The 21,967-nt window shown below is 44.9% G+C and carries 13 protein-coding genes; 4 read left to right on the top strand and 9 right to left on the bottom strand.

Annotated elements, in window-relative coordinates; translation table 11 throughout:
- Positions 1-122: 122 nt before the first annotated feature.
- Positions 123-986 carry a type IX secretion system protein PorG gene (gene porG / locus CJD36_RS06255; RefSeq protein WP_161499224.1) on the bottom strand — a complete coding sequence of 288 codons (864 nt, stop codon included), beginning with the start codon at positions 984-986 and terminating at the stop codon, positions 123-125.
- Positions 987-1,156: 170 nt separating this feature from the next.
- On the opposite strand from porG, the gene tyrS reads away from it, so the two are divergent.
- On the top strand, positions 1,157-2,431 hold the full coding sequence (tyrS, locus tag CJD36_RS06260; protein WP_105038281.1) for a tyrosine--tRNA ligase: 1,275 nt from the start codon (positions 1,157-1,159) through the stop codon (positions 2,429-2,431).
- Positions 2,432-2,502: 71 nt separating this feature from the next.
- On the opposite strand, the gene CJD36_RS06265 is transcribed toward tyrS, so the two are convergent.
- A complete protein-coding gene (locus tag CJD36_RS06265; RefSeq protein WP_161499225.1) occupies positions 2,503-3,855 on the bottom strand; it encodes an NHL domain-containing protein in 1,353 nt (450 codons plus the stop codon).
- A 118-nt stretch (positions 3,856-3,973) separates the two neighbouring features.
- The gene (locus tag CJD36_RS06270; protein WP_105038283.1) at positions 3,974-4,255 is read right to left on the bottom strand and encodes a DUF721 domain-containing protein; all 282 of its coding nucleotides are present in this window, start codon (positions 4,253-4,255) and stop codon (positions 3,974-3,976) included.
- 125 nt (positions 4,256-4,380) lie between these two features.
- Here CJD36_RS06270 and CJD36_RS06275 point away from each other — a divergent pair, with 125 nt between their 5' ends.
- A complete protein-coding gene (locus CJD36_RS06275; RefSeq protein ID WP_105038284.1) occupies positions 4,381-5,784 on the top strand; it encodes a tetratricopeptide repeat protein in 1,404 nt (467 codons plus the stop codon).
- A 2-nt stretch (positions 5,785-5,786) separates the two neighbouring features.
- Here the strand turns inward: CJD36_RS06275 and CJD36_RS06280 are convergent, their stop codons facing one another.
- From CJD36_RS06280 to pckA, 5 genes are all read right to left on the bottom strand, one after another.
- Entirely contained in the window at positions 5,787-8,852 is a 3,066-nt protein-coding gene (locus CJD36_RS06280) for a T9SS-dependent choice-of-anchor J family protein (protein ID WP_133162523.1), read from the bottom strand.
- A 65-nt stretch (positions 8,853-8,917) separates the two neighbouring features.
- Positions 8,918-9,214 carry a hypothetical protein gene (locus CJD36_RS06285; protein WP_133162524.1) on the bottom strand — a complete coding sequence of 99 codons (297 nt, stop codon included), beginning with the start codon at positions 9,212-9,214 and terminating at the stop codon, positions 8,918-8,920.
- A gap of 278 nt (positions 9,215-9,492) precedes the next feature.
- Entirely contained in the window at positions 9,493-13,347 is a 3,855-nt protein-coding gene (locus CJD36_RS06290) for a PKD domain-containing protein (RefSeq protein ID WP_105038287.1), read from the bottom strand.
- A 40-nt stretch (positions 13,348-13,387) separates the two neighbouring features.
- Positions 13,388-14,134, bottom strand: coding sequence for a class I SAM-dependent methyltransferase (locus CJD36_RS06295; RefSeq protein WP_105038288.1), 747 nt, complete (start codon positions 14,132-14,134; stop codon positions 13,388-13,390).
- A 311-nt stretch (positions 14,135-14,445) separates the two neighbouring features.
- On the bottom strand, positions 14,446-16,059 hold the full coding sequence (gene pckA, locus CJD36_RS06300) for a phosphoenolpyruvate carboxykinase (ATP) (RefSeq protein ID WP_105038289.1): 1,614 nt from the start codon (positions 16,057-16,059) through the stop codon (positions 14,446-14,448).
- A gap of 409 nt (positions 16,060-16,468) precedes the next feature.
- On the opposite strand from pckA, the gene CJD36_RS06305 reads away from it, so the two are divergent.
- Positions 16,469-18,931 (top strand): DUF5916 domain-containing protein, encoded by a 2,463-nt coding sequence (locus CJD36_RS06305; protein ID WP_105038290.1) that lies wholly within the window; start codon positions 16,469-16,471, stop codon positions 18,929-18,931.
- A gap of 346 nt (positions 18,932-19,277) precedes the next feature.
- Entirely contained in the window at positions 19,278-20,876 is a 1,599-nt protein-coding gene (gene nadB, locus CJD36_RS06315) for an L-aspartate oxidase (RefSeq protein ID WP_105038292.1), read from the top strand.
- 61 nt (positions 20,877-20,937) lie between these two features.
- Here the strand turns inward: nadB and CJD36_RS06320 are convergent, their stop codons facing one another.
- The gene (locus tag CJD36_RS06320; RefSeq protein ID WP_105038293.1) at positions 20,938-21,846 is read right to left on the bottom strand and encodes a T9SS type A sorting domain-containing protein; all 909 of its coding nucleotides are present in this window, start codon (positions 21,844-21,846) and stop codon (positions 20,938-20,940) included.
- Between the last annotated feature and the right edge of the window lie 121 nt (positions 21,847-21,967).

Raw genomic sequence — 21,967 nt, forward strand, 5'->3', positions numbered from 1 at the left:
AGATTTGACAACTTTCTAAAAAGTTGTCAAATCTGACCACAATAAACTGCATACCACCTAAAACAAAAACGCTGAAAGGTCGTAAGACATTTCAGCGTTTGGTATAATTAGTTGGTCGTGTTTTAGCGGAAGAAGCCAGGGCAACGGGTCTTCAGGTATTCTCTTGTGTTACCAAATGCGCGGAAGTAGATGGCAACAGAGATATTGGCGTACCAATACCAGTCATTGGCCTTGCTATCTCCTCTCTGGAAACCGTAGTATGGATTGTTCTTATCCCATGTAGCCAATGTATTACCGCGGTAAGCCATTGTTTTAGCCAACATTCCTTTGTAGGCATTGAGGGAATCAAGATCTACGTATGATTTGCTGACGTCATCGAGGTAGTCGGTATTGGTATATCTGAAGCCTAGTTCAGTTGTCAACATAAGTGTTTTACCAATAAAGAATTTAGCACCACCACCAAAAGGGAACGCCATGTTTATCTGGCTGTATTGCTTACGATCGGGGTAAATAGGCAGGCCCTGACCTTCGGTGCTCAACGGGCGTAAAAATACCCTGTTACCATTAGGATCATCTGCAAACGGATTGTAGTAGAATGCAGAAAGTCCGCCGAAAACATACGGAGTTACTTTAAAATCGTTAATTTCTATTGGGAGGAAATTCACTTCCAATGCACCATGCATTTCGAACAGGTGTGTACCAAAGCTCAGGTTTCTAGCCCTGTTTACCGGTATGTTGCTATCACTATCAGATGCAGAAAGACTGGTATAGTTGGCTCCGAACCTCAATCCGAAATGCGGATTCATGAAGTACTTGTATATGATACCGCCCATTGGGTGATAGCCTATTGAAGGAAACATCTTGGGTTGCAGGTCTCCATAATAATTGGAAAGACCAAGCGTGATGCCTATTTCATGATGAGACTGCTGTGCGTTCACGCAAAATGGCAATAACAGGAACAGCGAGAGTATAATTCGTTTCAACATTATCAATTTTAGTAAAGGCATGCGAAAGATAGAAACAAATTTCGGAATAATAAACATAATTGCCAAACCAAAATTTAACATTACTTACATAAACATTAACTACATGCGTATAAATGCTATTTATGCATGTGTATATTCTTATTTTTGCCGACTTATAACACACAATAACAATGAACTTAATAGCCGAACTGAGGGAAAGAGGATTGCTGCACGACGTAATGCCGGGCACCGAAGAGCAACTGAATAAAGAAATGACCTCAGGTTATATAGGCTTTGATCCTACTGCCGACAGCCTGCATATAGGCAGCATGTTACAGATAACCCTGCTGATGCGCTTGCAGAAGGCCGGCCACAAGCCATATGCGCTTATTGGCGGCGCTACTGGTATGATCGGCGACCCATCGGGCAAGTCGGCAGAACGTAACCTGCTGGATGCAGAAACGATAGAAAAAAATTGCGCAGGCCAGCGCAAACAACTGGAAAAATTCCTCGACTTCAACAGCGACGCGCCTAATGCGGCGGTGATGGTCAATAACTACGACTGGTTCAAAAACTTTTCGTTCCTTGATTTTATCCGCGATGTGGGTAAGAACATTACCGTTAACTATATGATGTCTAAAGACTCTGTGCAGAAAAGGCTGGAGACAGGCCTTTCTTTTACCGAGTTTACCTACCAGTTGATACAGGGCTATGACTTCTTCCACTTGAACACGCACCACAATGTAAAGCTGCAGATGGGCGGAAGCGACCAGTGGGGCAATATAGTGACCGGAACAGAGCTGATACGCAGAAAAGGCGGTGGTGATGCATTTGCATTGGTTAGTCCGCTGATCACAAAAAGCGACGGCAGTAAGTTTGGTAAATCGGAAGGCGGAAATATATGGCTGGACCCTGAGCGTACCTCTCCGTATAAGTTTTATCAGTTCTGGCTGAATCTCCCGGATGTTGACGCTGCTAAGATGCTGCTGATCTATTCTTTCAAGCCGCTAGAAGAGCTGCATTCAATTATAGCCGAGCACAACAATGCATATGGCGCACGCATAGCGCAGAAGGCTCTGGCCGACGAAATAACCACACTGGTGCATAGCGCCGACGATCTGGCGTTTGCCAAGCAGGCATCTGACATACTTTTCGGCAAATCTTCAATCGACACCTTGAGGGCGCTGAATGAAAACCAATTGATGGAAGTGCTGGACGGTGTAGCACAAATAAACGGAGCTAAAGCACCACTAACAGAAGGACTGGACATCATTTCCTTCCTGGCTGATAATGCCATCTTACCATCGCGCGGGGAGGCCAAGAAAATGCTGCAGGCCAATGGTATCTCTATAAACAAAGAGAAAGTACCAATGGATTTTGTGATCAGGGAAGAGCACCTGCTGCATGGTAAATACCTGCTTGTATTGAAAGGCAAGAAAGAGTATACTCTGGCTATATTTAATTAAGGGGTTATTATCTATAAACAGCAAATCCCCTGAGCGATCGGGGGATTTGTTGTTTAGGGTTTCGGTAAGTTTTATTCTATCGTCAGCTTGCTGGTCAATATAGTATTCCCGGCCATTGCTTTTACAAGGTAGGTACCGGACGGTAGTTTATCTATTGCTAAAGTGATTTTTTGGCCAGTACCATTTTCTACGTTTTTTGTAAAGACTATTCTACCGGCAGCATCCAGCATAAATATTCTTACCAATGCAGTATGTTCAAAGGTTGCTGAACCGGCAATATCGAGTGTCACTTTTCCGGTTGCCGGATTAGGGAATAACCTTAACGCGTGATTTGTATAATGCACATTGGCTACTGCCAGAGTAGTGTCCGGAACGCCATCTATTTTTCTGAGTCTGTTGTTATCTGCATCAACAATAAATATATTGCTGTTGCGATCCACCGCTATGCCAGTCGGATTATTTAATTCAGCTGCAGTGGCCGGTCCGTTATCTCCGCTGAAGGCCAAAGTCCCTGTACCCGCAATAGTACTAATATTACCGGTAGTGGCATTGATCATCCTTATGCGATCATTACCAAGATCGCACACATATAAGCTACCATCGGGCCCTAACGCTATACCATTGGGCATGTTGAGCATTGCATCGGTAGCGGGACCTCCATCCCCCAATGATGTGGCTGAAGTACTACCTGCAAAAATGGAAATCACTCCGGCTGAGTTGACCTTTCTGATAAGATTATTATAGGTGTCTGAGATGTACACATTACCCGAACGATCGGCGAGACACCTTAATGGCACACTTAATTGTGCGTTAGTAGCAGGGCCGCCGTCTCCACTATAGCCACCTGTAGTACCGGCAAATGTGGATATAACACCGGCAGAATTCACCATTCTGACCAGGTTATCGAGATTATCTGCTATAAAAACATTGTCGTTTGTGTCGACAGAAACACCACAAGGCCACGTCAATTGCGCAGCAGTGGCCGGGCCGCCATCTCCACCGGATCCGAAAGCTCCACCCGCCATGGTGGTGATCATACCAGTTACGTCTATCTTTCTAATAGCACTATTTCGGTGATCTGATATGTATAGATTGCCATGCTTGTCAAACGCCAGGCAATTCGGCTGATTAAGCGTAGCATTAGTAGCAGGGCCATTGTCACCACTATATCCCATTATGCCCGTACCGGCAATAGTAGTTATTGTGCCCGAAGCAGTTATCTTCCTTATTGCATGATTGCCCTGATCAGCGATGTATATGTTACCCGCTGTATCAACAGCTACATGCGACGGCCCCGCTAAACAAGCGGCAGTAGCTGCAAATCCATCTCCTGAATAAGCAGCAGTTCCTGTGCCGGCAATTGTGTGAATGATCTGTGAGTGGGAAGCATTGCTGAACGCAGCCAGCAATAGCAGAAGTGCCATTTTTTTCATGTGTTTTGGTTTTAGTGTGAAAGATGATGTAAATGTAAGATTTGTGCCGCCAGTGCCCATGAAAAGTTCACCATCGGTCGAAAAAGTACATGAACGGTATTATCCTCTACTACTTTATCTGAATCTCCACCACTACCCTATCTTCAAAGTATTCGTTGATGTGCTGTATAAGCTGTTCTTTGCCTAGCTGGAGTTCCTGCTTGAGCGGGGCAACATCTGTGTAGATAGTAAGTACTTTGTTGGTGATGTCTATATTTCGGGTGTATTTGCTTATGGTCTTGCCCACTATGGTCTCCCATTCATCGCGTAGTCTTAGCTCGTGTATCTTAGACTTCCACTTCGATTGTTCCAATAAATGTTTGAGTGCTTCGCCCACACTGTAAGATCCCATGAGCGCAAATTTACAACCTATTCCATTTACAGGACGTGCTATTTCAATCTAAGATAAGCCGAGAAAATGCCTCACCTTTCTAATATCAACAACCTGATATATATTTATACCATTAATTGTCATTTATGAGAGCAACGGTTACACTTTTAGCTATTATCCTGTTTTCCACCGTAGCCTTAGCGCAGTCTAATGCCGAGCTTGATACGCTTTACAGGCATGGCAAGTATGCACAAGCACTAAAGATGGCCAACGAACTAATTACAGCCGACACCACCAATGCTTTTGCCTACGGGATCTCAGGCGCTGTATACCTGGAGCAAGGGAAGGGTAATGAGGCAACCCTACTGCTTGAAAAAGCTATCAGGCTGGACCAAGACAAAACTGAAATATCGGGGTGGTCACATACACAGCTAGGTAGCGTCTATGTTCGTGCAGGATTGAAAGAAAAAGGCATAAGTGAACTGAGAACAGCAGTGGCGCTCAACAAAACAGAAGCGCAAGAGAAATATGCCCAATACCTGCTGGCAGATGTACTCATAACGAGCCAACAATATGCCGAGGCGGCGACACTTGCAAAGGCCGTGATCTCCAAAGACAGCTTGTACGCACAGGCATACCTGTCGCTTGGCAGCATCTACTTCTATACCAAAGTCTATGATTCCGCTGCCTATAACTTCAAGCGGGCAATTGCGCTTAATAAAGATCGCAGCTGGGTATCGTCGTGGTCACATGCTCACCTTGCTGAGATATACATTCACAATAACAAGAAAGACAGCGCTATAGAAGAACTAACCAAAACGGTTGATCTGGGACATATCAAGCCATCAGTAAAATTTGCAGAACACCTGCTTGATTCCCTTGGAGCTGAATTGTCGAAAGAGGAACCGAAGTGGACCGTTATTGAAAGTGAGCATATGATCTTCAATTTCCAGGATACAACCGGATGGGGACCTTCGGTAAATACCTTCGTGAAAAAGCATGACAGTGCTTATGTTGTGAACAACGAGACTTTCCATGCCCTATTGCCCAAAAAGATCACCTATAAAGTATGGAACGACAAGGGCATGGCCAAAAGAGTTACGGGGCGTGAACTTGGCTTTACAAGACCGGGACAGTGCCTTTCGCATGTAACCAGAAATCAATCAATAGGCCATGAGATCACTCATACCCTCAGCTACTGGGGCTGGGGACAAAAACAGGTGGGCTTTGCAAAATTCATTTCAGAAGGCACTGCAGTAGCATTCAATCTTACCGGCAACGAGCAGGAAAAATATGCTGAAGCTAAAGCAATACTTCACGGAAGTAATTTCCATTCCGTCCTTGACATATGGGACAATGATAAGACCGAAGAGAAGATACTATATCCTGTAGGTGGCGCATTTGTCACCTACCTGAATAAAAAATGTAGTGCAGAAGAGTTCAAAATCATCGTCCTCTACCAAACGTCTTCAAGTGCCCGAAACATGCTGGGCGAAGAGCGCTTTAATAAAGTAATAAAAGAGTTCAATGAGTTGATTGGGCTGCGATAAAACTACTGCAACACTACCTTTTCAACATAACCTTCTCCACTATCACTTTGCACGCGCACTTCATAAATGCCGCGAAGCAATGAAGCAATATCAAATGAAGTATTGACCTGTCCATTGTTTAAAGCTTCCCTTCTTGTTAGCATTGATTGTCCAACACTGTTGTAGCAGGTAACTGTAACGTTGTTACCACTCAGACCTTCGGCTTTAATGAATATCCTGTCTTTGGCAGGGTTAGGGTAAACGGCTATTTTACTTGTCTTGCCTATAGTATTCACACCAATGGTGGGCGACCAGGTAACGCCCAGATTTACGTTATCAATGTAGACATTCTGACCGTAGTGCCCCTTGTTGGTAAAGCACAACTGCACACCACCACCTATGTAACTATTCAGTGAGATAGAGTCTGTACGCCACTCTGTAGCCGCGGGCACAAAACTGGTGGTATTGTTAGGAGCGGTGGCCAAGTAGCTTGTATCCTTCAGATAGACAGTCGAATAAGTCTTACCACAATCAGTAGATAACTCCACCAACAACGTATCTCTATAGCCGGGGTAGTAGGCATAGGCTACGTCAAACTTGAGGTAGGCTGCAGTAGCTGCTGTAAGATCTATTTTAGGTAATATTATACGGTCTTTGCGGCCGCCTGCATCGTTATTGAAGTTATCGAACAGCATGCTGCGGGTGCTTGTGCCGAAACCACCGACAGTATTATTTTGCTGCCACTGCGTTCCACTTGCAGATTGATGCTGCCAACCTGCAGGCGGAAACGTTGCCGCTTCAAATCCTTCACTGATGGTAGCGACTATCCCATTAGAAACATGGATATAGTTTGGAATAGTAACAGTGTCGGTACCACCCGGGCCTATGACCAACAGCGTGGCATTATAGTTACCATTTGAGGTGTATATAACCACCGGACTATCCGCAGTTGATGTGGCAGGACTGCCACCCGGGAACAACCAGGTAAATGAGGTGAAATTGCCGTACAGGTTCTTATGGTAGCGTACAGTATCACCGGGGCAGATGTTCTGCTTATCTGAAGCAAACGTGCCTGTTGGTGGCAGGTTATTGAGGATGTTACACTCCCATGAACCACGACCGTAAGTGCCCACTCTAACAATACTTGCGGAGGTACTATCGTTATAGACCATAAAGTCATTAATGCTCATAACCGTTGGCAAGCCTGCTGAAAGTGTCCAGGTAGTGGTTGTATTGTCTTTGTAATATACATAGTTACCCAGGCATACAAACAATCTTTCCGTGGTAGAATAGTCATCGGCAATGACTTTCAGAATGTTCAAAGAAGGCAGCGTAACGGTAATGTTGGTCCAGCTTGCACCCTTGTTAGCCGAGCGATAGATAGTAGTGCCACAAGTAAGATACACTACGTTCGCATTGTACTTGTTTGTCGCTACACTTGCTCTTACGCTGGTGCCTGCAGGCGCAGCCAGAGTAGTGTACGTTGGTGCACCACTCATAGCATTGTCATACCTTAATAAGTGATCGTTCTCGGTAACCACATATAGAATGTTATTGTCGGCCCTGCATGATGCCATACCCATAATGTTCTCATTGAGTGTACCCAGGAACAGCCAGGTAGGTAATGCATTGTTGATATCATTGCTTCGCCATACACTGTCAGTACCGATAAAAGCCGTAGTGGGTGCTGATGGCAGGAACTCAATACTAAATTCGGGGGTAGTAGTGAATGGTGCATTATACGAATAATCGCCACCCAGCGGCTGCAGGTTACGGCGCTGACCATTGTTATAATACACAGTGCTACTACCTAAATAATCTATGCCACATTTTGCGCCCCAGTCGCCACCGCGATTGGTCTTCCAAATACCATCAAAAAACAGCTCACCATTATCTTGTGTACCGGCGCTTATCATCTGCCTGACCACAGGGCTTTGGGCTGCATGATACATTTCGGTTGCCGCAAGTCCGTTGCTGCGGGTTTCCCATACCGTAGCCTGCGGATCTCTTGATAACCATACACCACCATCATTGGCATTGAAGCGCAGCCCAAGATTGTAAGGATCGAACAATATTTCGTGCATGTCAGTATGTACCTGATCGTACCATTGCGTCCGCCAGCTCCAGGTGTAGCCACCATCGGTGCTGCGCCATACACAGTGCGATACGAGTAGCAGCTCTAACGGATTGGCAGGATTGACCGTAAGGTTGAAATTATAATACCCTTGCGAACCAGATGTTATGGTAGAATCATAGCACACCAGACACTGGGTAGTGCTGCTATAAATATTAGTAAATGACGTACCGCCGTTGGTCGATTTCAATATCTGTCCGTAACCATCAGTTGTACCTAAAAATACCAGGTTACTATCTGCCGGTGTTACGGCTATTCGTGTACCATCATTACCAGTGGGCACTACCACACCTGCGGTTATATTAGTCCAAGTAGCCCCCATATTAGTGCTTCGGTAGAACTTTGTACCGGTTGAGGCATAGAGCACATTATTACTGCCGGGCCTGCGCTGCATACTTTTAAAAGCACCACCTGTAAAGGTTTGTGTCCAGGTAGCACCAGCGTTGGTGCTGCGCCATATACCATCTGTAGTCGCCGCGATCAGCGTATTGTGGTTCAGTGGATCCATTATTATCTCTACAGCCATACGGTTACCTATGTTCACGTTAGATGGGGTCCAGGTAACACCGCCATTTATGGTCTTATAGATGCCATACCAGTCTCCGTAATAATTCTGATCTCCGGTAGACAGGTACATGATATTGTCATTTGTATAATCGATACATACCGAAGAGCAGCCTGTTGTAGGCAGCACTTCTGTACCCGGAGTAGGAGTCCAGGAAACGCCGGTGTCATTACTGATGAATAAACCACCAGAGGCACTTACCGCATACATTTTAGCGGGGTTAGACACATGAAATTTAAGCTGACTGACGCGTCCCATACCATGCACCTGGCCGCTAACATTCACCGGAAATTGCACAGGCCCCGTATTAGACCATGTGCCTACAGCCTGAGCTGTTGCGGTACCTGATGCAACAGACAGTAACAAAACGAATAACCAACGTAAATTCATCTGAATATATTTATTGTCAATCAAGCGACATGACGGCACGACGCTAATAAAAAGACTATGTCCAACTACTGCCTACTGCTATTATCCTTCCATATTTTCAACCGCTCGGTTGGAGTAAGGATGTGACCATCGGGCAGCACGTACGGCAGCATTCTGTCGCGCCAGTACTCATATCTTTTCACATCCATGCGCATATGGTTCTCGCGCTGCATTTCGCGCTGTTCTCTTTTTGATGGATTCTTTTCCCGCTTTTCGTGTTCTCCAATATCTTCCTGTTCTCCTTCCGGCTTTTCATGATTACGGAAATAGGTCTTAAAAGCCTTTTCGGCCTCGAAGAAATTGACAGAAGTATCCTTTATCATTTCTATCCAAACAGGTTTCCGGGCATAATCTCTTTCGGAATATACTGTGCTTTGGGCTGTGGCGGCATATGTACAACAACAGCAAATTATTAGAAGATAAAATTTGTTCATAAAGTCTTTGTCAAGTATGCTAAGATAACAATTCCCGCAGGAATTAACTAAGAATTAAAGATGGCAAGAACGAGTTCGGGATGACACACTAAAAAAATAGCTCACCGCCTGTATGGATGGTGAGCTATAATTTTATTATCAAAGCAGGCTATTAACCTAAATTATTATCATCGTAGCAAAGTGACATTACCATGTCTCTTCACGATCTGGCCGGTAAGAGATACGCCCTGTATATCGTACATATACACACCAAAGCCCTGTGGTACAGCCTTATAGTTACCATCCCATCCCGGTGAATTCAGAGATGTAGTTTCGAACACCATAACACCCCATCTGTCATACACACGGAAGTAATTAATGCTTGACAATCCTTTATTGATCGGGTGGAAATAATTGTTCACACCGGTACCAGGAGTAAAGGCATTTGGCATAGCTATAATAGCTTCAGTACTCAGGTAAATGCTAATTGTATCGGAGGTCTGGCATCCGTTTTCGGTACTACCGAATACGATATAACGTGTATCGAACGGAGGTGTTGCTGTAGGGTTAGATATATTGAATGTATCGAGCCCTTCAGGTGGGAACCAGTTGAAGCTGGTACAGTTACCTACAGCACTTAGCTGGTAAGACTCACCCGGATACAGTACAACACTGTCTGACAATGTGATCAATGCCGCAGGATAAACACCTATATGCATAGCCAATGTATCGGTACAACCATATACGCTGGTTACAATAACGTGATAATCTTCATCTGCTACCGGGTAAGCCCATGGTGTAGGAGATGTAGGGTCACTGATGTTCATTGCAGGGAACCACTGGTAGGAAACACCACCGGCTGCATTCAACAAAACAGAATCGCCCGGGCACTTATTCTGGTTACCAATAATGCTACCGAAGTCACCTGGCCTTACCAATATTTTGATGGAGTCAACGCCAGTACATCCGGCAGGGGTAGTTACTGTTACTGTGTAAGTAGTAGATGGCCCTGCAGTGAATACTACAGTTGCCGTGGTGCTCTGGTCCAGGTCTGTTACCGGTGTCCATGCGTAACTATAGTTACTGTACCAGGCAGGTAATACTGTAGGCTTAAGGTGCACGGTATCATGCGCGCAGATCACCCTTGAACCGCCGCCAAATACCCGAGGCACCGGCTGCACATCTAAGAAGAATGAATCATACAATGTAGGGCAACCAGGCAGATTTACTTCAAGGTAGTACATTGCAGATGTATCTGGCATGATGGTAGTATTGATGAATGTTGACGCACCTATGCCTGCGGTAGGTACCCACTGGATGGAAGCACCAGGGTTAGCACCACCAAATGTCTGCAACACCTGCCCTTTACAGATAGCAGTATCGCGATTCTCGAGACGTAGCGTATCGAACCTTATCGTTACTGAAATAGAATCTCGTGTAGTACAACCGCCGTCAGTGATATCTAACCAGTAAATACCGTTTACAGCAGTGATGGTGGATGGTGTAGTTGCACCTGTACTCCACTGATAAACAGGGGCTACGTAAGTGCCATTACCCTGCAGCAAAACAGCACCACCAAAGCAACTTGTGGTATCTGGGCCCATGTTTACATATGGTGCAGGAGATGTAGTAATGTGAATAGAGTCAATTGCAGTACATCCGGTGCTCACATTTACTCTCAGCCAATAGGTACCTGATGCCGAAATACCCAATGAACTTCCCGTACTGCCGTCACTCCATATATAGGTGTTACCAGCGGGCTGTGGCGAAGAGAACGTGACCGTTTGCCCCACACAGAAAGAAGTATCATTTCCAAGATTGACGACCGGCAATGGATTAACGATCACATGCACGGTATCGGTTCTGCTACACGCAGCTTTTGTAACCCTGAGCCAGTAATTACCCGTTGAGCCTACCGTTATAGTCGGCGCACCGCTACCTGTGCTCCAGGTATATGTTGTACCGGCCGGGTAAGTAACAGAAGACTGCAATACTATAGAATTACCAAAGCAAAATATAGTGTCATTGTTCAGTGTGACAACAGGCGGAGGGGCCAATGTATAGAATAAAGTATCTGCGGCAAAACAACCTGTAGTATCGGCAACATTCAGAATAACTGTATAAGTACCGGTATCGGCAAAGATGTGCGCAGAGCTGGCATTAGTAGACGTACCACCATCTCCGAAAGACCATGCGTATGCCGAATCAGAAGTGCTGGAAAGGAACGTTACTGTGTTACAGCTGGTTGGCGTTGCTATGATATTTACACTTGTACTAGCCGTGATGACCCTGGTTGAGCCAAACGCAGCAGCCAACAATGGCAAGCACGCATTAGAACCGGTATAGGATATTGCAAATACTGAATAGGTGGTATTCACAACCGGCGAAGGCGTTAATGCAAAAGGAACATTGGACATAACGCCGGTATAAGTATTAGTGGTAGTGCCATCGCTCAATGTGACACTGTAAGGGCCAGCACCACCTGAACCAATATGCAGTGTTATATATGCTTGCTCACCGGGGCAAATAGTATCCCCTGAAATAAATCCGGAAACCGACTGATCGGTAAACCCATATTTAATGAGAAATACGTCAGATCCGCCATTACTGGTCTGAGTGTATAATGAAGGTCCGGGATCAAAATCAACTGTTAGTCCGGTAAACGTGCCGGTGAGGTAGACATCGCCTGTAGGCGTGAAGCCCATACCATTTCCCTCATCAGCAGCACTTCCACCTACTTTAAACGCGCAAACAAAATTGTCATTGAGGTCGTACTTGGATACGAAGATGTCGTTGGCACCTGTGCTTGCAAGACTAAATGTTGCTGCACCGGGGTTGAAGTCCACGCTACCATTAAACGAACCTGTAGCGTAGAGATAGTTATTACTGATACCTATGTCATTACAGGCATCTGCTCCCGGTCCTCCCGTTATCTGTCCCCAAACGTAATTAAGATTGGTGTCATATCGAGCTATAAAGAAATCGTTGGAGCCGCCACCTGTTGGGTTAACTGCATTACCACTTGGGCCGGTAGCACTATTAAAGGTTAGTGAGGGACTATTGGTGAAACCACTAACGAACACACTACCAAGCGGGCCTGTGATAAGATTATTACCTTGATCCAGACTGCCTGTACCCGATATGGCTATGGCGTTAATATAATTACCTGCCGTGTCAAACTTTGCAAGATATGCATCATACAGACCTACAGCAGTGAAATTGGCAACTCCCACACCCGGATCTAAGTCTGCAGTTCCCTGTAATACACCACTATTATAGATCTTATTGTTCTTTACTTCAATACTCAATGGCACACAATCATCAGAGGCATAGCCTGGCAGGCCAAATACATCGCCCCATATTACCGTACCTGTAGGATTGTACTTAATGATATAACACTTACCTGTTGTTGTACTATTCCATGTAATAGTAGGAGATACAACCATAGTACCCGTAAAGAAGCCACAGGCATACACGTTTAACTGAGGATCTGTGGTAACATTAAAGGTACAGTCATATACCGTTTCCGCACCAAGGCTTTTGGCCCATTGAAATACGCCGGTAGATGAAAACTTAGCAACAAAACCTTCCCCGTCGAAGTTAATTGACCCTGAGCCTGTAAGACCTGCATCAGACAAAGTAAAAGTTCCCGCACCGGGATCGAAATCCACGCCAGCACCACGATAATATCCGCAAATGATCACATTGTTAGCCGCATCGATGGTCAATTTCTTAGCCGCATCATAGTCACCGCCACCAATACTGCCACCCCATAAGAATAAACCTGTAGATGCATAACAGGCTACAAAAATGTCTTCCTGGCCATTGCTGGTAACATTGAAAACACCGGCATTAGGATCAAGGTCCATTACACCGGTAAACTTACCGGCAATAACTACATTGCCATTAGGTGCAACTTTGGTGGTATAACTGACATCATTGGTAGTACTACCTATCTTAAAGGCCCACATAGGGGTCTGCGCCTGGCTGACCTGTACGGAACCTAATATGACAACGAGAAATAAAAATAGCAGTTTCTTCATAGGGAACTATGGTATTTTTCAGGTAAATATACATAATATATTAAACGACTTCAAAAGCCGCATGATAAAAATTATTTTGTGCCGAAATAGGTTTCAGATTCATATAGAAACTTTCGGTAAAAATTTTAAATGCCATGAATTCGTGATCATATACACTAAACTCATCAAACATAATAATATCGCCCTTTTCAAGATAAGGATACAATTGGCTCAATGCAAATATTGTAGCAGTGAACAGATCCGCATCCAGATGGATGATCTTTCTTCTTCCTCTTAATCCGTTTCCTTCAGCAAAAAGGAAATTATTGAGTGTATCCTGGAAAAAGCCCTTATAAAAATGCGCGCGTTTGTCTTCCAACACAGGTATTCCGTAGCTCATATCTCCCTTGGCAAACATGCCCCACTTTTCCGGCAAACCCTCAAATGTGTCAAAACCGTAAAATCCGGCATTGGCATTTTTACATTCCGCCATCCACCATCTGAAAGAGTATCCCGCCGCTACGCCAAACTCTAAATAAGCTATCGGAGCCTCAGCCATACCATAATGCCTGACTATGGCTTCAAAACTCTTTAACCTGTCGTCATAATTCCTTTTTGAACGGTAAAAATCGTTCATGAGGTACTTTTCCTTCTTATTTTTGTGCACCCACGATGTGAGTTGATTAAAATTATACAGGAAAAAGAACAATTTATTTAAGGGAGCAAATACCTGCAGCAACCGGGTTGCCAACAAAAAATCTTTACTGAACTTAATTATTTCGAGTTTAAAGGCCCTGCTTTTAGACATTCGTAGCTTTTATTATATTTAAATTGAGGCGCAAGATAGAAAACCTTATCCAAAATACCCCAAAAAACCTTATATTATACAGTATTACGAATGACTTTTACATGTAGGACAGATTTCCCCCTGTGTAGACATACTTCTACGGGCAAAAGGTTTGTTGCAGATATTATTTTTTTTAAAGAATAAATGATACACTGTCTGAGAGAAGCACAGAAAATGAAACCTGCCTGATTGCCTATACTATGATGCTACTAAAAAAACAACCGCCCCTTACGGAGCGGTTGCATATAGTAAATCTATTATCTCTAACTTAATTAAGCTCCTATCATCACCTTTGGTGCAGCAGAACGGATCTCTTCGCTTGATTTCTCAGCATACTTTTCGAAGTTCTTAACGAACAGGCCAGCCAGTTCGTTAGCTTTCTTATCGTAAGCTTCCTTATCAGCCCATGTATTACGTGGAACCAGTATTTCTGATGGAACGTTAGGAACTGTAGTTGGCATCAACACGCCGAAAACAGGGTGTGCAGTATACTCAACATTGTTCAGATCGCCACGCATTGCTGCGTTGATCATAGAACGAGTGTAGCTCAGCTTCATACGGCTACCTGTGCCATATGCGCCACCGCTCCAGCCTGTGTTGATCAGCCAAACGTTCACATTCTTGTCATCGTCAAGCTTCTTACCCAGCAATTCTGCATATTTAGCAGGGTGCAAAGGCAGGAATACGCGACCGAAGCAAGCAGAGAAAGTAGTCTGTGGTTCAGTAACTCCAACTTCTGTACCTGCTACCTTAGCAGTATAACCGCTGATGAAGTGGTACATAGCCTGTGCTTTTGTCAGCTTGCTGATAGGAGGCAGGATACCAAATGCATCACAAGTGAGGAAGAACACATTCTTAGGCTGTCCGCCATAAGAAGGCTCCTTTGCATTAGGAATAAAGTCAATTGGATAAGCTGCACGTGTGTTTTCTGTGATGCTGCCATCGGCATAATCAACAGTTTTAGTACCTGCAACAAACTTAATGTTCTCCAGCAACGCACCCGGCTTGATAGCGCCAAAAATTTCCGGCTCCTTCTCAGCACTCAGGTCTATACATTTTGCATAGCAGCCACCTTCAAAGTTAAATACGCTGTTATCAGCCCATCCGTGCTCATCATCACCTATCAGTGAGCGGCTGGCATCGGCGCTGAGGGTAGTTTTGCCTGTACCGCTCAAACCGAAGAATAATGCTACATCACCATCCTTGCCTTCGTTGGCAGAGCAGTGCATAGACAATACTTTATGATCATGTGGCAATACAAAGTTCAGTACACCAAAGATACCCTTCTTCATTTCGCCGGTATAACCGCTACCACCTATAAGGATAACCTTACGTGTAAAGTTCACAATAGTGAAGTTGCCCTGACGAGTACCGTCTACAGCAGGATCTGCCTGAAAACCCGGAGCCTGAAGTATCAGCCAGTCGTGATTCTGAGTAGCTATTTCGTCAGCAGTAGGACGGAGGAACAGGTCGTTACAGAACAGGTTAGCCCATGGTGTTTCGTTTACCACGCGGATATTCAACCTGTAAGCAGGATCAGCACATGCATAAGCGTCGCGTACCCATACTTCCTTACCACCCATGTAGGCAGCTACCTTATCATACAATTTGTCGAAAGCTTCGGGAGAGAAAGGAATGTTTACATCACCCCAATCCACGCTGTCCTGCGTGATCGCATCCTTCACAGTAAACTTGTCTTTAGGAGAACGGCCGGTAAACTTACCTGTGCTTACACACAGTGCACCAGTATCGTTAAGTTCGCCCTGACCCAGTTCTAAAGTCTTACTCACTAATGCCTCCGGAGAGAGATTCCAATGCGCCACGGCTACATTAAGGCCCAACTCAGATAAGTTGAACGATTGGTTCTTAGTACCAAATTCCTGCATAAATTTTCTTTTTAAGAGTATAAAACAGGCTGCAAAAATAATACAATAACTTGTAAACTGCTAGTTAAGATGAATGATTTTCCGCATAAATAAGGAAATAGGGGAAAATGAGAGGGGAAACCTTAGGGAGACAATCTATCATCTACAATTTAATAGACCGTTATCAATTCATACAATACTTCCAATTATTAAAGTTGACGTTTGTTCATCTACTACCCCAACTTTATTCATTCTAAGCCACCCACCTCAGTTTTGAATACATATTTTTCCCCTCAAAGGACACATCCTAATCACATTAAAAACAGCAACATGTCATTAGCAACGGCCTAGAAGATCGAAGTAAAAAGGGGGATAAACGGGGGGATAGTTAAATATGGCAGTTATTTCGGGTATTTTTCTCTTGTAGATTATGTCTGTAAATTTTATATCTTTCCTGCTCATGTTCAGGCGTTTTATTCTTTTAGTGGCTATACTGGCTATCACTGTTCCCGGCGGGAGGGTATTATATGCCCAGCAGCCGAAGAAATGCGTGAAGGCATGCCGCATAAAAACGCCTGTAGTAATAGATGGTAAGCTCAACGAGCCGGTGTGGGATTCCGCCGAAAAAGCATCTGGCTTCACCCAATTATCGCCGCGCCCCGGTGCAGGGTCGGCACTACCTACCGAGGTAAGTATTTTCTATGACGATAACGCTGTTTATATCGGTGCTATGTTGTACGATAATCATCCCGATAGTATTTTAAAACAGCTCACAGGCAGGGATGATTTCGAATATGCCAATACCGACGCTTTTGGTGTGGCCTTCGATACCTATGGCGATCAGCAAAATGGTTTTGCCTTTTTTGTTACTGCCGGTGGGGTGCAGGCCGATGCCAAAATAAGATTTGATGGGTTTGATTATTCCTGGAATGCCGCCTGGTTCTCTAAAGCCCGCATTAGTGATAAGGGGTGGGCTGTGGAAATGAAAATACCTTACTCAGCCCTCCGTTTCCCCAAAAGTGCCGTGCAGAACTGGGGGGTAAATTTTACCCGCACTATCCGCCGCACCCGCGAAAAATCTTACTGGAGCACGATCACCCCCGGAGTAAGCAATTACTTCAGTCAGGCAGGTGAGCTGCACGATGTGCATGATATTCTTTCGCCAATAAGGCTGGCGTTCTTACCTTATTTATCCGCATACGGCCAAAACTTTGATGGGGCATACAGTAAGACCATCAATGGCGGACTGGATATAAAATATGGTATCAACGAGAGTTTTACGCTTGACCTTACACTTGTCCCCGATTTCGGACAGACCTTGTACGACAATAAGGTGCTTAATCTCTCCCCGGTAGAGGTACGGTATGATGAGCGCCGGTATTTCTTCACCGAGGGTATTGACCTGTTCAATAAGAACGATCTGTTCTATTCGCGCAGGGTAGGAGGCTCGCCTATTAATTCCGGCAGGTTAAATAGTTCCATCGACTCAACAGAGCTGGTAATACAAAACCCCGCTACAACCAAGTTGTACAATGCAACAAAAATATCGGGCAGAACAAAGGGCAACCTGGGTATTGGCTTCTTTAATGCAGTTGCTGCCCCGGCCTATGCCACTGTAAGAGATACAATAAATGGTAGGGAGCGCAAACTAGAGACTGCACCGCTGACCAATTACAATGTGATCGTTCTCGATCAGGCCCTGAAGCATAATTCTTATATCAGCTTCATTAATACCAATGTGCTGCGTAAAGAAAATAGTTATAATGCCAACGTAAGTGCACTGTTATTCCGCTTTTGTAACAAGAGCAACTCATATGCCATAAGCGGCTCGTCTGATGTAAGTGATATAAGCGGCGGTAATGCTAAGGCCGATATTGGTTACAGGTATTACCTTGCATTAGGAAAGATAAAAGGCAACTACCTGGCTACATTCAGCACCCAAACCATTAGCGATCGGTTTAATCCCAATGACCTTGGCTACCTGGGCAGGAATAACCTTTCATACTACGCACTCAACCAGTCATACAATATATATAAGCCCTTCTGGATAGCCAATTCAGCCTCCAGTAGTTTCAATATCTCTTACAATAAGATCTTTAACCCCGATGCATTTTACTCTTTCAATATAAACGGCTCGGAAAATATGACCTTTAAAAATTTCCTTTCTTCCTCGCTTTATTGGGATACCAAGCCTTTCAGTACCAATGACTACTTCGAACCGCGCACTCCAGGTCGATTTTATTTATATCCAAGATACTTCAACATAGGTGGTTATGTGTCTTCAGATTACCGTAAGAAGTTTGCCTGTGATGCCGAGTTAAACCATTCATCATTTGCCGAACCGGGTAGGAACAGCACTTATATATTTCTTTCACCCCGTTACAGGTTTTCAGACAAATTCTCTATGGTATATAGGGTAGAGAATACGGCCAGTAAAAATGAGGTAGGTTTTGTGAACAATGTAAATGGTGACATATACCTCGGCACCCGCGATGTGAATACCTTCGTTAACGCCCTCACCGGCGCCTACATATTTAACAACCGTATGTCGCTGAGTCTTGATGCCCGCCACTATTGGTCTCAGGCCAAATACTCCAAGTATTCGTTGCTGAATATGGATGGTACATTGTCCCCCTCTGCTTACAATACCAACCACAACATCAACTTCAATTCATTCAACATATACACCAGTTTTGTATGGCAGTTTAAACCCGGCAGTGAAATGAGCATTGTGTACCAGAACAGTATCTACAGCAGCGGACAGATGATAGAACATAATTACTTTAACAACCTTAATCAGACACTCGCCGCCGCCCAAAGCAACAGCCTATCCATAAAAGTCATCTACTACCTCGATTATCTAACATTAAAGAGCAGCTTGAAGAAGGTTTAGCGCGCAATAGTATAAGGCAGATACATTGTATGTAATGACCCAGTTAGGGGGCACCACTTTGTAGTCACTCTGCCTTCGTCTTTATTCGCAAGCCATAGGCTCTCGGCCTATCAACAGGTACGCCTGTTGTCGGTCTCCGACCGACGACCATCGGTGGGCTTTGAGATGCGCTAATAACACACTCTCCTCCTTTTTTCAAGGAGGAGTACCCGCCTTTTTCGGCGGGGGAGGTGGTTACCGTATCTGGACGTATTCGCTTTTTGCAACTCACTTCACACCGCATATTAACATTAACCCAATCCCTATTTTCCCTAACTTGCCAATTAATATCACAACCCACGATCAAATGCTCAAAACAGACATACTCATCATAGGCTCAGGCATAGCAGGACTAACCTCCGCAGTGAAACTGGCCAAGCGCTTCCCCGATCATACTATCACCATTCTCACCAAAGCCAATACCGACGAGACCAATACCAAATATGCACAGGGCGGCATAGCGGTAGTCAACGATCTGGAGCATGATAGCTTTGGCAAACACATAGAAGACACACTAATAGCTGGTGATGGCCTGTGCAACCGTGAAGTAGTGGAAATAGTAGTAAAAGAAGGACCAGCAAGAGTAAACGAAATTATAGACTGGGGCACCAACTTTGATAAAGATAAAGAAGGCGATTACATGCGGGGTAAAGAAGGCGGTCACTCCGAATTTCGCATATTGCACTATAAAGACGTAACAGGATTAGAGATAGAAAGGGCATTGGTGGCGGAAGCAAAGAAATACCCCAACATACAAATACATAACCACTGGTTTGTTGTTGATATTATTACGCAGCATCACCTGGGTTACCTGGTTACCAAGGCCACGCCTGATATTACCTGCTATGGTGTATACGCGCTTAACCTCACTAACAATAAGATAGAGAAGATATTATCTCGTGTTACCTTAATGTCTACCGGTGGGGCAGGGCAGGCATACCGTACTACTACTAATCCTAAGATTGCCACCGGCGATGGTATAGCCATGGCCTACCGTGCTAAGGGTCGCATAGAGAACATGGAGTTCATCCAGTTTCATCCTACTGCATTGTATGAGGCCGGAGTAAGCCCATCATTCCTTATTACCGAGGCGGTAAGAGGCGACGGAGGTATTCTTAGAAATAAGAACGGCGAAGCCTTTATGCCATCCTACGATCCGCGTGCTGATCTTGCGCCACGCGATGTGGTGGCACGTGCTATAGATAGTGAAATGAAGCGGACAGGTACAGAGCATGTCTACCTCGATTGTCGTGCGATGGACCATGAAAAGTTTCAGGCGCACTTCCCCAACATCTACGCTAAGTGCATGAGCGTGGGCATCAATGTGTTTGAGCAAATGATACCTGTAGCACCGGCGGCACATTATTGCTGCGGCGGCATAAAGGTTGATGAAATGGGCAGGTCGTCGATCCTGAACATGTATGCATGCGGAGAGTGCTCCAGCACAGGCTTACACGGCGCTAACCGACTGGCTTCTAACTCATTGCTCGAGGCTATAGTCTTTGCCCACAGGTGTGCCGAGAACATGGCTGAACGACTGGATTTTGTACAGTTCAACGATGATGTTCCCGACTGGAATGCATCCGGCACAACAGATCCTAAAGAAATGATCCTCATCACGCAGAGCCTAAAAGAAGTGCAGTTGGTGATGAGTGATTATGTAGGTATTGTGCGTAACGATATTCGCCTGCACAGGGCCATGCGTCGTATAGACCTGCTTCATGAAGAGATGGAAGAGCTGTATAAAACTGCAACATTATCTCCGCAACTATGCGAACTGCGTAACCTTATTACCATTGGTTACCTGGTAGTAAAAGGTGCCCAGTTCCGCAAAGAAAGCCGTGGCCTACACTTCAACACCGACTACCCGAACAAGAGTGAATTGCTGCAGCAGATAGTGCTGTAGCCGATATAGAAATAACCCGGCAACATTGCCGGGTTATTTAACACTCTTATAATGACATTGCTTACTGCTTCACTATTGCCCTTGCCATCCTTCCGTTTCCGGTCATTATCTCTACATTATAGATGCCAGTGGCAAGGTTGCCGGTGTTAATAATAGCCACGCCAGATGTAAGGTTGCCACTATAGACTCTTACTCCATTAGTAGCATAGATATCAATAATCCCCTCGGCATTCGCCTCCTCTGTATGTATGTTCAATATGTCACTACATGGATTAGGATAGAATAGTACTTTACTGCCTGTTATAGTATTGCCTACCGCATTTGAGCCGCTGCCATTACCTTCTGTAAGCACAACCACGGGCGATGTATTGGGCATACTGATTTCGTCATCATCATCATCGGTTGGTTTTGATTTTACACCACCCGGCAGGCCGCGGTGCTCATCTTCACCAAGTGGATTGAGGATACTATAGAAGCTCACGTCTCCGCTGCCTGCTGCGGGAGCGGTCCAGGAGAAACGGGCCACAAAATGATTGGTAAACGTATCGTTCAGCGCATCTTTATGCTCTACTATCTGTAGTCCGCCCAATGACGTAACCCTCAGATGCGTACCCGATGTTACAGCGAAGCTACCTGCCTGCGCAGAGCTATTCAAAACTGCAGAAACCTGGAAGCCAAACTCATCGAGTGTTATGCCTGCGGCGGTGTTGTTGCCGGTAATGGCTACAGTATAATTGGCTCCCGGCGAGTATTGAGAAACGGCTACTCCTGCTGAGTTATATACTTTAACCTCTACAATAGTTGTTGGCGCATTAACGCCGTGGCATCCGCTGCCGGCACAATTGGCCGCACCACCCTGGCTGCCGGTTCTGTTAAGGCCGCCTTCATACGCAGGGCCATGTTCATAGCTACTAAAGATAAGGATGCCGAAGCATGAGGTAAGCGCAATGACTAGTAAATTTCGTTTCATGATTATAGTGCACCTCTTTTATAAGGCGGTGCAAAGAAATGAAACGACGAGCCCTAAAGCTTACACAAAGAGGAATAAGAACGAGGACGGTTTGTGAAATCAGGAACATTCCGTCACACAC

The organism is Flavipsychrobacter stenotrophus, from assembly GCF_002954265.1.
Classification (GTDB): domain Bacteria; phylum Bacteroidota; class Bacteroidia; order Chitinophagales; family Chitinophagaceae; genus Flavipsychrobacter; species Flavipsychrobacter stenotrophus.

Excerpts from the sequence above, each read along its gene's own strand:
- porG (WP_161499224.1), bottom strand. The coding sequence starts at position 986 with ATGTTGAAACGAATTATACTCTCGCTGTTCCTGTTATTGCCATTTTGC.
- tyrS (WP_105038281.1), top strand. The coding sequence starts at position 1,157 with ATGAACTTAATAGCCGAACTGAGGGAAAGAGGATTGCTGCACGACGTA.
- CJD36_RS06265 (WP_161499225.1), bottom strand. The coding sequence starts at position 3,855 with ATGGCACTTCTGCTATTGCTGGCTGCGTTCAGCAATGCTTCCCACTCA.
- CJD36_RS06270 (WP_105038283.1), bottom strand. The coding sequence starts at position 4,255 with ATGGGATCTTACAGTGTGGGCGAAGCACTCAAACATTTATTGGAACAA.
- CJD36_RS06275 (WP_105038284.1), top strand. The coding sequence starts at position 4,381 with ATGAGAGCAACGGTTACACTTTTAGCTATTATCCTGTTTTCCACCGTA.
- CJD36_RS06280 (WP_133162523.1), bottom strand. The coding sequence starts at position 8,852 with ATGAATTTACGTTGGTTATTCGTTTTGTTACTGTCTGTTGCATCAGGT.
- CJD36_RS06285 (WP_133162524.1), bottom strand. The coding sequence starts at position 9,214 with ATGATAAAGGATACTTCTGTCAATTTCTTCGAGGCCGAAAAGGCTTTT.
- CJD36_RS06290 (WP_105038287.1), bottom strand. The coding sequence starts at position 13,347 with ATGAAGAAACTGCTATTTTTATTTCTCGTTGTCATATTAGGTTCCGTA.
- CJD36_RS06295 (WP_105038288.1), bottom strand. The coding sequence starts at position 14,134 with ATGTCTAAAAGCAGGGCCTTTAAACTCGAAATAATTAAGTTCAGTAAA.
- pckA (WP_105038289.1), bottom strand. The coding sequence starts at position 16,059 with ATGCAGGAATTTGGTACTAAGAACCAATCGTTCAACTTATCTGAGTTG.
- CJD36_RS06305 (WP_105038290.1), top strand. The coding sequence starts at position 16,469 with ATGTCTGTAAATTTTATATCTTTCCTGCTCATGTTCAGGCGTTTTATT.
- nadB (WP_105038292.1), top strand. The coding sequence starts at position 19,278 with ATGCTCAAAACAGACATACTCATCATAGGCTCAGGCATAGCAGGACTA.
- CJD36_RS06320 (WP_105038293.1), bottom strand. The coding sequence starts at position 21,846 with ATGAAACGAAATTTACTAGTCATTGCGCTTACCTCATGCTTCGGCATC.